General features: G+C 65.3%; 16 protein-coding genes and 1 pseudogene. 1 reads left to right on the top strand and 16 read right to left on the bottom strand.

Translation table 11 applies throughout. The features are described 5' to 3' along the window. Window positions 1-105 precede the first annotated feature (105 nt). Window positions 106-552, top strand: a complete 447-nt coding sequence (locus PEP31012_RS07215; protein ID WP_150588624.1) for a hypothetical protein — start codon at window positions 106-108, stop codon at window positions 550-552. A gap of 338 nt (window positions 553-890) precedes the next feature. On the opposite strand, the gene ureG is transcribed toward PEP31012_RS07215, so the two are convergent. The 16 genes and pseudogenes from ureG to urtB form a co-directional block, all read right to left on the bottom strand. Beyond that, a complete protein-coding gene (gene ureG / locus PEP31012_RS07210) occupies window positions 891-1,529 on the bottom strand; it encodes an urease accessory protein UreG (RefSeq protein WP_150588623.1) in 639 nt (212 codons plus the stop codon). A gap of 90 nt (window positions 1,530-1,619) precedes the next feature. Continuing rightward, window positions 1,620-2,345, bottom strand: a complete 726-nt coding sequence (locus tag PEP31012_RS07205) for an urease accessory protein UreF (RefSeq protein WP_150588622.1) — start codon at window positions 2,343-2,345, stop codon at window positions 1,620-1,622. 103 nt (window positions 2,346-2,448) lie between these two features. After that, a pseudogene (gene ureE / locus PEP31012_RS07200) lies at window positions 2,449-3,132 on the bottom strand (urease accessory protein UreE); the annotation flags it as partial. Window positions 3,133-3,192: 60 nt separating this feature from the next. Next, window positions 3,193-4,893: an urease subunit alpha gene (ureC, locus tag PEP31012_RS07195; RefSeq protein ID WP_150588620.1), complete on the bottom strand. Its 1,701-nt coding sequence runs from the start codon at window positions 4,891-4,893 to the stop codon at window positions 3,193-3,195. Next, window positions 4,890-5,195: an urease subunit beta gene (locus PEP31012_RS07190; protein ID WP_150588619.1), complete on the bottom strand. Its 306-nt coding sequence runs from the start codon at window positions 5,193-5,195 to the stop codon at window positions 4,890-4,892. Before PEP31012_RS07190 ends, ureC begins: the two co-directional genes overlap by 4 nt. A gap of 47 nt (window positions 5,196-5,242) precedes the next feature. Beyond that, window positions 5,243-5,818 (bottom strand): HupE/UreJ family protein, encoded by a 576-nt coding sequence (locus PEP31012_RS07185; RefSeq protein WP_150588841.1) that lies wholly within the window; start codon window positions 5,816-5,818, stop codon window positions 5,243-5,245. Between the two features lie 261 nt (window positions 5,819-6,079). Then, window positions 6,080-6,382, bottom strand: a complete 303-nt coding sequence (locus PEP31012_RS07180) for an urease subunit gamma (RefSeq protein ID WP_150588618.1) — start codon at window positions 6,380-6,382, stop codon at window positions 6,080-6,082. Window positions 6,383-6,544: 162 nt separating this feature from the next. Further along, entirely contained in the window at window positions 6,545-7,267 is a 723-nt protein-coding gene (locus PEP31012_RS07175; protein WP_150588617.1) for an amino acid ABC transporter ATP-binding protein, read from the bottom strand. Next, window positions 7,254-7,904, bottom strand: coding sequence for an amino acid ABC transporter permease (locus tag PEP31012_RS07170; protein WP_150588616.1), 651 nt, complete (start codon window positions 7,902-7,904; stop codon window positions 7,254-7,256). Before PEP31012_RS07170 ends, PEP31012_RS07175 begins: the two co-directional genes overlap by 14 nt. Continuing rightward, complete coding sequence (locus PEP31012_RS07165; protein ID WP_150588615.1) at window positions 7,901-8,587, bottom strand: amino acid ABC transporter permease; 687 nt, start codon at window positions 8,585-8,587, stop codon at window positions 7,901-7,903. Before PEP31012_RS07165 ends, PEP31012_RS07170 begins: the two co-directional genes overlap by 4 nt. A gap of 40 nt (window positions 8,588-8,627) precedes the next feature. Beyond that, on the bottom strand, window positions 8,628-9,398 hold the full coding sequence (locus tag PEP31012_RS07160; RefSeq protein ID WP_150588840.1) for a transporter substrate-binding domain-containing protein: 771 nt from the start codon (window positions 9,396-9,398) through the stop codon (window positions 8,628-8,630). Between the two features lie 470 nt (window positions 9,399-9,868). Further along, window positions 9,869-10,720: an urease accessory protein UreD gene (locus PEP31012_RS07155; RefSeq protein WP_150588614.1), complete on the bottom strand. Its 852-nt coding sequence runs from the start codon at window positions 10,718-10,720 to the stop codon at window positions 9,869-9,871. A 77-nt stretch (window positions 10,721-10,797) separates the two neighbouring features. Next, window positions 10,798-11,499: an urea ABC transporter ATP-binding subunit UrtE gene (gene urtE / locus PEP31012_RS07150; RefSeq protein ID WP_150588613.1), complete on the bottom strand. Its 702-nt coding sequence runs from the start codon at window positions 11,497-11,499 to the stop codon at window positions 10,798-10,800. Between the two features lie 2 nt (window positions 11,500-11,501). Beyond that, window positions 11,502-12,287, bottom strand: a complete 786-nt coding sequence (urtD, locus tag PEP31012_RS07145) for an urea ABC transporter ATP-binding protein UrtD (RefSeq protein ID WP_246171195.1) — start codon at window positions 12,285-12,287, stop codon at window positions 11,502-11,504. 77 nt (window positions 12,288-12,364) lie between these two features. Continuing rightward, window positions 12,365-13,576 carry an urea ABC transporter permease subunit UrtC gene (gene urtC, locus PEP31012_RS07140; protein ID WP_150588611.1) on the bottom strand — a complete coding sequence of 404 codons (1,212 nt, stop codon included), beginning with the start codon at window positions 13,574-13,576 and terminating at the stop codon, window positions 12,365-12,367. Next, on the bottom strand, window positions 13,577-15,199 hold the full coding sequence (urtB, locus tag PEP31012_RS07135) for an urea ABC transporter permease subunit UrtB (protein ID WP_150588610.1): 1,623 nt from the start codon (window positions 15,197-15,199) through the stop codon (window positions 13,577-13,579). It abuts the gene before it with no gap. Between the last annotated feature and the right edge of the window lie 11 nt (window positions 15,200-15,210).

Genomic DNA, 15,210 nt, shown 5'->3' with positions numbered 1-15,210 from the left:
ATCGCCCGAGAAACAAGCCCACCCGATTGACTCCCCCATCCCGGACGATTAATTTGGTAACACTCGTGTGAGTGGCCCCCGCCTAAATCCTAGTCAGGAGTCACGATGCCAGTTGTCGATCAAAGCGCCGATCTCGTCGCACGCCAAGTGCCGGTGCATGCCATGCCTTCCATGTCTTCCGAGCGCTCTGCACGCGCTGAGCCCGCTGAGCCCGCTGAGCGAGTTGAGTCAGTTGAGTCCGTTGAGTCCGTTGAGCATTACGCGCTCAGCGTTGAAGAAGAGGCGCAGATCCTCTACGACGCGACGATCCGCGGACTTGCCGACGTGGCGGCCGGCCGCAAGCTGCCCAGCGAGGTCGTCAAGACCGGATGTTCCATCGACCTCAACGAAGCGTATTTCGAATTCCCGCACGACCCCAGCGAGATTCATGTCGACGAGTTCGTGGGCATCCTCATGGGGCTACGGGACGCCGACGCCGGTCGCACGGTACCCGATGAGGTGGTCAGTGCCGAGGCTGAGGCATGGAGACGGAGCGTTCTGAAACGGCTGTGATTGCAACGATCCAATGGTCAACGCATGCCCAAAGGGACCGCATCATCGTCAGGATGTCGCTGGAGAATTTCAACCTTCACGTCTCCCTTGATTTTGAAGATTCGCTGAAACGCGCAGTGAAAACACTGCGCGTCTTTCCTGCCATTGGGCGTCCCGGGCGCTTACCCGATACCCGATACCCGAGAACTGGTTTCTCACAAGCGATACCGAACCATCTACCGTCTAAAGGAGAACAAAGTCACCATCCTCAAACTACACAACGTCAGTCGTCCCTGGCCTCCCAGGGACTCCCCATTCCACGACTGACGGATTTCCGGCCGGCGGCTTCGTGCATGACCTCAAGCCAGCATCCCCCGCGCCTCGATAAAACTGATGATCTCCTGAAGGCCTTTGCCTTCCCTCATGTTCCCCATGACGAACGGACGCATGCCGCGCATCTTCTGCGTGTCAGAACGCATGATGTCGAGCGAGGCCCCGACGTAGGGCGCGAGATCGGTCTTGTTGATGACGAGGAGATCGGACTTGGTGATACCCGGGCCGCCCTTGCGCGGGATCTTCTCGCCACCGGCGACATCGATCACGTAGATCGTGAGGTCCGAGAGTTCGGGGCTGAACGTGGCTGCGAGGTTGTCACCGCCCGATTCGATGAAGACCACGTCGGCGTCGGGAAAGCGGTCAAGCATTCGCTCGACCGCTTCGAGGTTGATCGACGCGTCTTCGCGGATGGCCGTGTGCGGGCAACCGCCCGTCTCGACGCCAAGGATGCGCTCGGGCGCCAGCGCGCCGGCCACCGTGAGCAGGCGCTGGTCTTCCTTCGTATAGATGTCGTTGGTGATGACGACGAGATCGTAGCGCTCGCGCATGGCTTTGCAGAGCATCTCGGTCAGGGTGGTCTTGCCGGAGCCGACCGGGCCTCCGATGCCGACACGCAGCGGCGGATTCTTCTTGGTGCGACGGGCGTTGGCAGAAGTCGTCATGGCGAATGTCGTGGGTGGCGGAGAAAAGGAAAGATGACGAAATAACGAAATAACGAAATGACGAAAATCGAAGTCGCGACGTATCGCGACTCACGAACGAAACAGGCGTGAGTACTGTGTTTCGTGACGCGACGCGAGAATGGCGAGCGCCGGGGAAAACGTATTGATCTGGTCGTCGGGCAACGCCGCCGCCCGGTGGGCTGCCGCCACTACGCGGGGACGCAAGGCCATGATCACCCGTTGCGCGGCCAATTGTCCGAGCGGTACGGCCTTGAGCGCGCCGGCCACCTGGTTCTCGAGCCAACTGAACGCGTAAGCGACGAGCATGTCCGCCAGCGGGGCGCCATGCGTCAACGCCGCGAAGGCGAAGGCTGTCGGCAGCGCGATGGGACGCAACGAGGACAGGTGCTCCCGTTGTACCGGGTTTCCCCATTCGAGGGACAGCGCCAGTTGCGTAAGCGACCAGCCCATCTGCTCGGTTTCCGCGCGCAGTTCGGCCGCCTCGCGCGTCGCGAGCAACCAATCGTTGACACGGGAGAGCGACGCGACATCGCCCGCTTGCCAGTGGCGCCACTGTCTGGCGAGCGGGGCCATCTCGCCGGTCGTGAACACGCCGTCGAGCTGGCTGGCAATCCAGCGCTCGGCGCTCGGGGCATCGTGGATGATGCCATGTTCCACTGCGGCTTCGAGCCCCTGTGAATAACTGAACGCGCCGATGGGCAACGCCGGAGAGGCGAGATGCAACAGCGCGGCGAGCGACTGCAACGGCGCGCTGGCGACCGGTTCAGCGAGAGGACTGGCCAGACTTGCCGTCATCGGTCGGACTCACAGGGAAAGGCGCATTGCCGGCAGTGGCGCTGTCCGGCGTATGGGCGTGGTCATGCCCGCAATCGGGACCGTGAACATGGGCACGGCCGTGATGATCGTCGTGAGCGTGCGAGTGGGCGCAATCCGGGCCATGCACGTGAACCGCCGCGTGATCGTGATGGCACCCCGGGCCGTGAACATGGCCGTGATCATGGTCAAGATCATGCCCATGCCCATGCCCATGCCCGTGGTCGTGCTCATGCTCATGCTCATGCGAATGTCCATGATGCTCATGGAACACGCGCTGGGCGAGCGCCATGTCTTCGTCGAAGGTCGCGTCGTGACCGTGCTTGTGGCCGCCGCCATAGGCCCCTGCTTCGGGTTCGAACGGCATCAGCGCTTCGGCGACGTCGACGTCGAGTCGCAGCAACATGTCGCGCAGCACCGGATCGTATTCGAGCTTGAGATAGCCATCGCCCACCTCGACCGGGGTATGCCGGTTGCCGAGGTGGTAGGCCGCGCGGGTGAGGGCGAGTGGCGTGGCGGCCGTCACCAGCAGCACCGTCTCGGGGGCGGCTTCCACGCGAATGAGGCCGCCGTCGTCGGCCACGAGGCCATCGCCACCGCGCAGCACGGTGCCGCGTGGCAGGAAAAGGGCGACCTCTTCGCCGGTCTCCAGCGTGGCGCGCAGGCGGCTCTTGCTGCGCGCGTCGAACGGCAGTACGAGCGCCGGGGCACGCCGCATGAGCGGCGCGGCCAGGCGTCCTGCCTCGAAGCGTTTCTCGACGCGGCGCAGCGTCGTCGAAGGGGCGGCATTATCCGCCGGGCGAGGCGATTCGGGGGCTTGCGGCATAGATCAGAAGAGGAAGTAACGTTGCGCCATCGGCAGCACGGTCGCAGGCTCGCACGTCAGCAACTGGCCGTCGGCGATGACCTGATAGGTCTCCGGGTCCACGCTGATATGCGGCAGCCAGTCGTTATGGATCATGTTGGCCTTGGTCACCTGCCGGATATTGCGCACCGGCACGATGCGCTTGGCCAGGCCATAGCGCCCAGCCACGTCGCCATCGTACGCCGCCTGCGACACAAACGTGAGCGACGTGCGCGCCAGCGCCCCGGCGCGCGCGCCGAACATTTCTCGGTAGTGCACCGGCTGAGGCGTCGGGATGGACGCATTCGGGTCGCCCATGAGCGCTGTCGTAATCATCCCGCCCTTGAGAATCAACGACGGCTTCACGCCGAAGAACGCCGGCTCCCACAGCACCAGGTCGGCCCATTTGCCGACCTCCACCGAACCGATCTCATGGGCCATGCCGTGGGTGATCGCCGGGTTGATCGTGTACTTCGCCACGTAACGCTTGACGCGGAAGTTGTCGGCCTGCGCCGAGTCGGTGCCGAGCGCGCCGCGCTGCACCTTCATCTTGTGCGCGGTCTGCCACGTGCGCATGACGACTTCGCCAACGCGCCCCATCGCCTGCGAGTCGGAGGAAATCATCGACAGGGCGCCGAGGTCATGCAGGATGTCTTCGGCGGCGATCGTCTCGCGACGGATGCGCGATTCGGCGAACGCGATGTCTTCGGCAATGGCCGGGTCGAGGTGATGGCAGACCATCAACATGTCGAGATGTTCGTCGAGCGTGTTGATGGTGTATGGCCGCGTCGGATTGGTGGACGACGGCAGCACGTTCGCCTCGCCGCACACTTTCAGGATGTCCGGCGCGTGACCGCCCCCGGCGCCCTCGGTGTGGTACGTGTGGATCGTGCGGCCCTTGATGGCCGCAACGGTGGCTTCGACAAAGCCGCCCTCGTTGAGCGTGTCGGTGTGGATAGCGACCTGCGTATCGGTCGCATCGGCCACCGACAGGCAGGCGTCGATGGCGGCCGGCGTGGAACCCCAGTCCTCGTGCAGCTTCAATCCGATGGCGCCGGCCTTGATCTGCTCCATCAGCGGGGCGGGCTGGCTGACGTTGCCCTTGCCGAGAAAGCCGAGATTGATCGGCCAGCCGTCGGCGGCTTGCAGCATGCGCTCCAGATGCCACGGCCCCGGCGTGCAGGTCGTGGCGTTCGTGCCGGTCGCCGGTCCAGTGCCGCCGCCGAGCAGCGTGGTCACGCCGGACGACAGCGCCTCGTCGATCTGTTGCGGGCAAATAAAGTGAATGTGCGAGTCGATGCCGCCCGCCGTGACGATCATGCCTTCGCCGGCGATCACTTCCGTCGCGCCGCCCAGCGGAATGGTCACGCCGGGCTGGATATCCGGGTTGCCGGCCTTGCCGATGCCCCAGATCCGCCCGTCCTTGAGCCCGATGTCGGCTTTGACGATGCCCCAGTGGTCGATGATGACCGCGTTGGTGATCACGGTATCCACAACATCGGCGCGGGTGCGTTGCGATTGGCCCATGCCGTCGCGAATCACCTTACCGCCACCGAACTTCACCTCTTCGCCGTAGATCGTGTAGTCGCGCTCGATCTCGACGATGAGTTCCGTGTCGGCCAGCCGAAGCCGGTCGCCCGTCGTGGGCCCGAACATTTCCGCATAGGCGCGGCGTGAAATCTTCATAGCGCCCCCATGACACGACCGGCGAAACCGAACACGCGGCGCTCGCCCGCCAACGCCACCAGCTCGACCGTGCGTTGTTGCCCCGGCTCGAAGCGCACCGCGGTGCCGGACGCAATGTTCAGACGGAAGCCGCGCGTCGCTTCGCGGTCGAATTGCAGTGCGTCGTTGACTTCATAAAAATGAAAGTGCGAGCCGATCTGGATCGGGCGATCGCCGGTGTTGGCAACGCTCACGCTGAGCGTCGGGCGACCCTCGTTCAGCGTGATGTCGCCTGCGGCGGGCAACAGTTCTCCGGGAATCATGAGCGTCTCTTGGAGGAATTGAGGAATGCGCGCGACCGTGGCCGACCTCAGGTCGCTGCGACGAGCAGCGACGCGCCGTAGGCCAGCACGCCGGCGCCCAGCACGCGCGGCAACCAGGCCGTGCGGTGACGCAGCGCAACACCGGCGACAATCCCCAGGCAGTGCAATACACCGGTCGCGAGCAGGAAACCCGCCAGGTAATGCATGGCGCTCGCCTCGGCCGGCAATTCCGCGCCGTGCGCAACGCCATGGAAGATCGCGAAGGCGCCGACGACGGCGGCGCCCACTCCGCTGGGCAGCTTCGCGCGCGTGGCAAGCATCAGTCCGAGCACGAGCAGCGACACGGCAATCATCGGCTCCACGCCCGGCAGCGCTGCGCCGTACGACATGCCGAGCAGGCCGCCTGCGGCCAGCATGGCGACGAAGGCCAACGGCGCGAGCCAGACACGTTTCGAGGTGAGTGCGCTCCACAGGCCAACCACGATCATGGCGCAAAGGTGATCGGCGCCGGTGAGCGGATGCACGAAGCCCGCAACGAAGCTGCCGGCCGCATCATGGCCCGGATGACCGGGGTGCGCGAGCGCCACGCTCGAGGCAGCGAGCAGCGCGAGGCCTGTCGCCACGCGCGCCGCGCGATGGCGCGTGCGACGCGGGGCCGAGGGGGCGACGGTCACTTCCTGGGCTTTGCGGTGGGTTTCATGGGCATTCTGGAGATGAGCCACTGACATGAGACGTCCTTTAGGTGAGGTTGTCGACGATAGCGAAACGCCGTCGGATCGGCACGCAACGGCAAGCGGGGGCCACGCTCGGCAATGGGCGGCAACGCTCGCCAACCGGCGACGATGTCCCGCGCCGAACGCTCGGCGTTCCCTCGTGCGCGCTTTTCACGGAATCGGGTGATGCACGGTGACGAGCTTGGTGCCGTCCGGAAACGTGGCCTCGACCTGGATGTCCGGAATCATTTCGGGCACGCCTTCCATCACGTCGTCGCGCGAGAGCAGCGTGGTGCCGTAATGCATCAGGTCGGCAACCGTGCGTCCGTCGCGCGCGGCTTCCATGAGGGCGGCACTGATGAATGCCACGGCCTCCGGGTAGTTCAGTTTTAGGCCGCGCGCACGCCGGCGTTCGGCGAGCAGGGCGGCGGTGAAGATGAGCAACTTGTCTTTTTCGCGCGGAGTGAGCTTCATCGGGAACGGGGGGACGTCAATGCGAAAGGGTCATGGGGCGGTCGCCGCTGCCGCACATCATAGGCCGACGCTCCTGCGTGCGCCACTGTGTTTTGCCGCCCACGCGCGCCGCACCAAAACTGTGCGGAACGACAGGGCGGCAGACGTTGGTCAGCGGCATCGTCATTGGCAGAGAAAGCGCTGCAACTCCGGCGTTGCCGGTTGCGTGAAGAGGGTTTCCGGCGCACCGCACTCCCAGATCTTGCCTTGATGCATGAACACCACGCGATCCGACACATGACGGGCGAAACGCATCTCGTGCGTGACGAGAATCAGCGTCATGCCCTCGGCGGCAAGGCTTTCGAGCACCCCCAATACTTCGGCGACCAATTCAGGATCGAGTGCTGACGTGATCTCGTCGCACAGCATCACCGCCGGATGCATGGCGAGCGAGCGGGCAATCGCCACGCGTTGCTGCTGACCGCCCGAGAGCTGCGACGGGTAGCTGTCGAACTTGTCGGCAAGTCCTACCTTGGCAAGCATGGTGCGGGCCACGTCGCGGGCTTCGGCGCTCGGGGTCTTCTTCACCACCTTCTGCGCGAGCATGACGTTCTCGCCGGCCGACAGATGCGGAAACAGGTTGTACTGCTGGAACACTATGCCGACCTTCAGGCGCAGCGCGCGCAGGTCGGTATCGCGCGCGCCGACGTGCACGCCCTCGACGGCGACGCTGCCCGCATCGAACCGCTCCAGGCCGTTGAGCGTGCGCAGCAATGTGCTCTTGCCCGATCCGCTCTTGCCAATGATCGACACGACCTGACCGCGCTCGACGTCCAGGTCGATGCCCTTGAGCACCGGGGTTTCGCCGAAGCGCTTTTGCATGCCCCTGACTTCAATGAGCGACATGGAGTTTCCTTTCGAGATGACGCGCCCACAACGACAGCGGATAGCAGGCGGCAAAGTAGAGCAGCGCGACCAGGCCGTACACGGTGAACGGCTGGAACGTCGCGTTGGTGAGCATGGTGCCGGTCTTGGTGAGTTCGTCGAAGCCGATGATCGACGCGAGCGCCGTGCTCTTGACGACCTGCACCGAGAAGCCGACCGTCGGGGCGATCGCAATGCGCAGCGCTTGCGGCAGAATCACATGACGCAACTGCTCGCCGAAGCGCATGGCAAGGCTCGACGAGGCTTCCCACTGACCGTGCGGAATCGCGTCGACGCAGCCGCGCCAGATTTCCGTCAGATAGGCGCTCGTGTAGAGCGTGAGGCACACGGAGGCCGCGACCCACGGCGAGACTTCCAGACCCAGCAGGGGCAAGCCGAAAAACACCAGGAACAACTGCATGAGCAGCGGTGTGCCCTGAAACACTTCGATGTACAGCGCCACGGCCCGTGCCGCCCAGGACACACGTCCAACGCGCACGACCAGCAACGCCAGCGCGACAACCCCACCGCAGACGAAGGCGATGGCCGAGAGGGCGAGCGTCCAGCGTGCGGCGAGCAACAGGCCGTGCAGCATGTCCCACGTCGAGAATTCGATCATCGGGCACCTGCCTTGATCTTGACGGTACCGCGAAAGAGGCGTCGTGCGCAGCGCATCAGCACACGACGCAGGGCGATGGCGAGCACGAGGTACAGCGCGGTGACGATCAGATAACTCTCGAACGCCCGGAACGTGCGCGACTGGACGAAGTTGGCGGCGTACGACAGATCGGGCACGGAGATCTGCGAGACGACGGCCGAGCCCAGCATCACGATCACGATCTGGCTGGCGAGCGCCGGAAACACCTTGGCGAAAGCCTGCGGCAAGATCACATGACGCAGAATCTGACCCCGCGTCATGGCGAGCGACAGTCCGGCCTCGGACAGTCCGCGCGGCACAGCACGCATGCCCGCGCGAATGATCTCGGTGGCGTACGCGCCGAGGTTAAGGCTCATGGCGAGAATGGCGGCGGTCGTCTCGTCGATATGCAGGCCAAGACTCGGCAGCCCGAAGAAAAGGAAGAAGAGCTGCACGATGAACGGCGTGTTGCGGATCAGCTCGACGTAAGCGCCGGCGATGGCTTTGAGCCACGTCGGGCCCTCCTCGCGGGCGACGGCGCACAGCGCGCCGAGCGCGACGCCCGCGACCGTGGACACGGCCGTGAGCGCAACGGTCAGCGCGGCGCCGCGCACGAAGAGCATCAGGTATTGCCGCAGATCGGCAAAATCGAGAACGTAATGCATGTGAAGCCGATGAGGAGTCGCGAGGGGGCGGGCGTCGGGATCAGAGATTGGCCGGCAGCGGCATGCCGAGCCACTTCTGCGAGACCTGGCTCAGCGCGCCGTCTTTCTTCGCGGCGGCGATGATGTCGTTGACCTTGGCAAGCAGCCTCGGCTCATTCTTGTTCAGGCCGACAAAGCACGGCGAGTTCTTGATGAGGAACTTCGGTTCCGGCAACTTGGGCGGATGCTTGGCGAGAATCGCCGCCGCCACGACGTTGCCTGTGGCGACCAGTTGCACCTGTCCGGAGAGGAACGCCGAGATCGTGCCGTTGTTGTCTTCAAAACGCTTGATCGTGACGTCGGCCGGGGCGATCTTCGAGAGTTCGAGGTCTTCGACGGCGCCGCGCGTCACACCGACGGTCTTGCCCGACAGGTCGGCGGGCTTGGACACCGCGATGTCCTTCGGTCCGAAAACGCCGTTGTAGAACGGCGCGTACGCTTGCGAGAAATCGATGACCTTCTCGCGCTCGGCGTTCTTGCCGAGGCTGGAGATCACCAGGTCGGCCTTGTTCGTCGTGAGGTAGGGGATGCGATTGGCGCTCGTCACCGGGACCAGTTCGAGCTTCACGCCCATGCCCTTGGCCAGCAGCGCGGCGGCGTCGATGTCGTAGCCGACCGGCTTCATGTCGGCGCCGATGGAGCCGAACGGCGGGAAGTCCTGCGGCACGGCCACGCGCAGGGTGCCGCGCTTGACGATGTCGTCGAGTCCGTCGGCGTGTGCGGTGCGCGGCATTGCCACGGCGAAGGCCGAGATGGCGCTGACGGCGAGCATCGCCGTGGTGAACGCGCGACGAGCCCGTGCGCGGGCGCCGAGCGTGGCGGCAACAGTGTCATGCGAGAAGGCACTACGAAGGAACGGCAGCATAGCGGTAACCTCGGGATCGGGGGCGAAGCGTTCCGGCAACGGGAGTGTTCCGGCGGCCGGCGCATCTGGTCTGACCGGTCGATACAGTGACATAGCAGGAATCGTGCCTGGCGATGCCGCGGGTCGCGAAGCATGACGAAATCCTGCGCGCGCAACGGGAACACGGCGCAGTCATGGCCGGGAGGAAGGGCGTACAGGGAGGGCCGAAAAGGGAGCGAAAAAGGGAGCGAGGGAGCGGAAAAGGGAGCTGTAACGGGCGGCGCAAAGGAGGTGCAAGGCGGGAGTGAGCCCAATGTTGGTGCGAAATCGTACCGGAGGGGGTGACGCGGCGCCGTGCGCGTCACCATTGTGGTGCTTGTGACGGGCGGGAGGTCGGATCACGTCGCCCAGAGGCGCAGCGGCTCGGCAGGGACGCCGTGGACGAGCGGGCGCAGCGTCAGCCAGTGCGAGACCAGCAATTGCCGTACCGTTTCCATGTCGTGACCGAGCACGCGCAGCACGAGCACGTTGCCCGGCAGGCAAGTGACGCCCGCGCGCAGCGTGTCGTCGAACGGCAGGCCTTGCGCGAGCGACTCGGCCAACTCGCGCGTGCATGCGGCGCCCACGGCCCAGAGTGCGGCGAAGACCGGGAAGCCGGCGAGCGCGGTGGTGCCGGTACGTTGCGCGTCGTCGGCACCAAGCACGGCCTGTTCCGCCCACAGCAGACGATCCGTCGCGTCGCGCAGTTCGAAGTTCGAGCGCCATCGGCCGTGCGACCATTGCTCGCCGGCCGCCTGGCGGCCGAGCAGTGTGGCGTCCCAACCAATGACGGACGCGTTCTCGCCAAGTTTCACGGTGATGCGCTGGCGAGCGTCGGCATGATCGAACACGATGTTCTCGAGCGGCAGCCAGTCGAGTTTCGCGCCGTCGCGCACGTTGAGCGTGATCTCCTGCGTCCCGAACCGGCCTTGCGACTTGTACCACTTGGTTGCCCCGGGCGTGGTCAATACGGCGTGCGCGTCGTCACCGACATCGACGTCGATGGACAGCGAGTCGCCGCCCGCAATCCCGCCGGGCGGATGCACGACCACGGCATGGCAAATACCGGGGCCTTCCGGATGGAGCGATTTCTGGACGACGAGCGGGCCGTGATGGCGTCGCGTGGCGAGGACGGTGCGTGCGTCGTGGCGCGCGAAGCCCAGCGTCAGCGCGGCATGCCAGCCCGCGCCGGGAGTGTGCAGGGAGTTCATGAACATGGTTTGGCAAGGAATGGCGCGAATCTAGCACGCGCCGCCTGGGCGCGACATCGAAACCTGCCGCATGCGTTTCACACGGCCACCTGATGCCGCACGCCGTCGGCCTCCATGTCCTTGCCGAGACCGCTCGCCACGATGGCGCCGCGACTCATCACGCGATAGTGATCCGCGAGCTGGAGCGCGAAATCGTAATACTGCTCGACCAGCAACACCGTCATGCCGCGCTCATCGACAAGGCGCCGCAACGTGGCCCCGATGTCCTTGATGATCGACGGCTGGATGCCTTCGGTCGGCTCGTCGAGGATCAGCAGTTGCGGGTCGCTCATGAGCGCGCGTCCGATCGCAAGCTGTTGCTGTTGCCCGCCGGACAGGTCGCCACCGCGCCGCTGCTTCATGTCGCGCAACACGGGGAACAGTTCGTAGATGTGATCTGGCACACCGCGCTTGGCCTCGCGCGCGGGCCGACTCGCCGCCCCGATCAACAGGTTCTCCTCGACGCTCAGCCGCGGGAAGATCTCGCGCCCCTGCGGCACGTATGCCAAGCCGTGCGCCACACGTGCATACGGGGGCGCGGACGTGAGCGTCGTGCCGCGCCACGCGATGCTGCCCGACTTCACGGGCACCACGCCCATGAGGCACTTGAGCAGTGTCGTCTTGCCTACGCCGTTACGCCCGAGCAGCACGGTGAGCTGTCCTTCGGGCACTGTGAATTCCACGTTGCGCAGAATGTGACTGCCGCTGTAGTACTGATTGAGTGCGTGAATTTCCAGCATGGTCAGCGTCCCAGGTACGATTCGATCACGCGCTCGTCGCGCTGCACGACGTCGAGCGTGCCTTCGGCCAGCACGCGCCCTTCGGCCATCACGGTCACGAGCCCCGTCTCGCCGGCCAATGCGGCGACGAACGCCATGTCGTGCTCGACGACCATCATCGAACAATGCCCGCGCAGCCGGTTGAGCAACTCGGCGAGCTGCGCGGTCTCTTCGTCGGTCATGCCGGCGGCGGGTTCGTCGAGCAGCAGGAGTTGCGGTTGCTGCATGAGCAGCATGCCGATCTCCAGCCGCTGCTTCTGGCCGTGCGACAACTGTCCAGCACGCACATGGGCCTGATGCTCCAGGTGCGTGAGCGTGAGCACTTCCTCGATGCGGCGTCGCATGGTCGGCGTGAGCATGTCCCACAGCGCGCGGAACCAGCGCTTGTCGCCCGCACACGCGAGTTCGAGGTTCTCCCACACGCTGTGGTGCTCAAACACCGTCGGCTTCTGGAACTTGCGGCCGACGCCCGCCTGCGCGATGGCAGGCTCATCGAGTCGGGTGAGGTCGAGTGTCTGGCCGAGGAAGGCGCGTCCGGCGTCGGGGCGGGTCTTGCCCGTGATGACGTCCATCATCGTTGTCTTGCCCGCGCCGTTCGGGCCGATGATGCAGCGCAGCTCATTGGTTTTGATCGCCAGCGACAGGTCGTTGAGGGCGCGAAAGCCATCGAACGAGACCGAGATGGTCTCGAGGTAGAGGATGAGACCGTGCGACGTGTCGATCTCGCCCGGCACCACGAGGTGCGACATCCCCGTGGGGTCGCCGCTTACGGTGACGGACGCGTCGGGCGCGTCGGCGGTCTGCCAACTGATGTCGGTGTCGGGCCTCATGCGCGGTCTCCGGTGACGGGGTGGGGCGCATCGCCTTCGGCGGCGGCCGGGGCGTGTTGCGCCTGTTGTGCGCGCTTGCGCGAGCGCTGTGTCACGAGTCCGATCACGCCCTGCGGCAGCATCAACGGCACGAGCACGAACATCGCGCCGAGGAAGAACAGCCAGTATTCGGCGAAGTAGGCCGTGAAGAAGCTCTTCGCGCCGTTGACGAGGAACGCACCGGCGATCGCACCCACAAGCGAGCCACGCCCGCCGATCGCGACCCAGATCGCCATCTCGATGGAGTTCACGGGTGCCATCTCACTCGGATTGATGATGCCGACCTGCGGGACGTAAAGCGCGCCCGCAATGCCGCACAGCATGGCGGACAAGGTCCACACGAACAGCTTGTAGCTCAGCGGCCGGTAGCCGAGGAACATGGCGCGCGACTCGCCGTCGCGAATGGCGGTGACCACGCGGCCGAACTTCGAGACGACTAGCGCGCGGCACAGCAGGAACGCACCGATCAGCACCACGAACGTCACCACAAACAACACCGTGCGCGTGGTGGCCGACGTGATCGAGTAGCCGAGAATGCGCTTGAAGTCGGTGAAGCCGTTGTTGCCGCCGAAGCCGGTCTCGTTGCGATAGAAGAGCAGCATGGCGGCGAACGTGAGCGCCTGCGTGATGATCGACAGGTACACGCCCTTCACGCGAGAGCGGAAGGCGAGGTAGCCGAAGAGCCACGCGACAACGCCGGGCAGTGCCACGACGAGAAACATCGCCCACGCGAAGTGCTCGGTACCGGTCCAGTACCAGGGCAGCGACTTCCAGTCGAGGAACACCATGAAGTCGGGCAAGTTGCTGTGATACACGCCGTCGCGCCCGATGCCGCGCATCAGGTACATCCCCATGGCATACCCGCCGAGCGCGAAGAACAGGCCGTGACCCAGGCTCAGGATGCCGCAATAGCCCCACACCAGATCGAGCGCGAGCGCCGCGATCGCGTAGCACATGATCTTGCCGACGAGCGTCATCGCGTAGGCCGACAGATGCAACGGGTGCGTGGCCGGCAGCACCAGCGCACACACCGGCACTAGAATCGTCACCGCCAGCACGAACACGAGCAGCAAGGGCGCGACATGCTTCGGCAGGAGGCGGGCGCGCGGCGGCACGTCCAGCGAGATCGAAGGGGTGATCCCTTCGGGCAGGAAGTTCGACGTCTGCATTCAGGCCTCCGCACTGCGCCCTTTGAGCGCAAACATGCCCTGCGGGCGTTTCTGGATGAACAGCACGATCAGGATCAGCACGGCGATCTTGGCGAGCACGGCACCCCACACGGGTTCGAGCAGCTTGTTGGCGATGCCCAGTCCGAACGCGCCGACGATGGTGCCGGCGAGCTGTCCCACGCCGCCCAGCACCACGGCCATGAACGAGTCGATGATGTAGCTCTGCCCGAGGTCCGGGCCGACATTGCCGATCTGCGAGAGCGCGCATCCGCCCAGCCCGGCAATGCCGGCCCCGAACGCGAAGGCGTAACTGTCGACGCGTCCCGTCTTCACGCCGACGCAGGCCGCCATCGACCGGTTCTGCGTGACGGCGCGAATGAACAGCCCCAGCCGCGTGAGGTTGAGCACCGACCACGTGAGCGCCACGACCACCAGCGCGAATATCAGGATCGCGATGCGGTTGTACGGCAGCATCAGGTTGGGCAAGACCGCGACGCCGCCACTCATCCACGACGGATTGATCACTTCGACGTTCTGCGCGCCGAACAGCGTGCGCACGCCCTGGATCATGAGCAGGCTGATACCGAACGTCGTGAGCAGCGTTTCGAGCGGACGGCCGTACAAATGCTTGATGACGGTGCGCTCCAGCACGAAGCCGAGGGCGGCGGCCACGAGAAAGGCGGCAGGCACGGCTGCCACGAGATAGGCGTCGAAAACCCCCGGCAGGAAGCGTTGGAAGAGCGTCTGCACCACGTAAGTGGTATACGCGCCGACCATCAGGAATTCGCCGTGCGCCATGTTGATGACGCCGATCAGGCCATAGGTGATGGCCAGGCCTAGCGCGGCGAGCAGCAGCACGCTGCCGAGCGAGAGGCCGGCGAATACCGTGCCGAAGAACTCGCTGCGGCGCTGCGCCGCGGCCAGTTGTGTGAGCGCGATATCGGCGGCGCTGCGCACAGTGGCGTCGGGTTCTGCGTAGGTGCCGTCCGCCTGCTTCGCGACGATGGGCAGCAGCAGATCGCGCATCTGCGGATCGCCCGTCGCGGCAATCAGATCGATGGCTTCACGACGCTTCGTCGCGTCGGCATCGTGCAATGCCGTCTGCGCCCAGAGCTGGTCGAGTCGTTTGCGCAGCGCCGGATCGGTTTCCTTCTGACGCGCCTGTTCAACGAGCGTCTTGAACGCGGGCGACGGGTTCTGCAACATCGTGTCGATGGCTTGCGCCCGGGTGTCATGATCGGGCGAGCGCAAGGCGCCGGCGGCGGCGGCCGTGGCGACCTTGGCGCGCAGCACGTTGTTGAGCGTGATCGATCCGGCGTTCTCACCCTTGAGCGGGGCGCCCGTGATCGGGTCGAGGGTCGTCTCGCCGTCCTGGATGGCAAGGCGATCGCCCACGGTCACGACAGTGTCGTCGGCCAGTGCCTTGAGCAGCGCGGTGGCCTGCGGCGAGCCGTCGGACGCGAGATGATCGATGGCTTGCGACTTGGCGTCGAAATCGTCGCCTGCGAGCGCCGTGAGGTCGGCGTTCGTGACGGCGGCATGCGCCAGGGAGGGAGTGGTCAGCGCAGCGCCCAGCGAGAGCAGGACAAGGGCGGCAGCGGTCCAGCGTCTTATCGTTATCATCAAAACCTCTG

Source organism: Pandoraea eparura (genome assembly GCF_902459725.1).
In the GTDB taxonomy this organism is placed as follows: Bacteria; Pseudomonadota; Gammaproteobacteria; order Burkholderiales; family Burkholderiaceae; genus Pandoraea; species Pandoraea eparura.
Note: the sequence above shows the minus strand (reverse complement) of the source record. Positions and strands in the feature narration are given on the sequence as shown.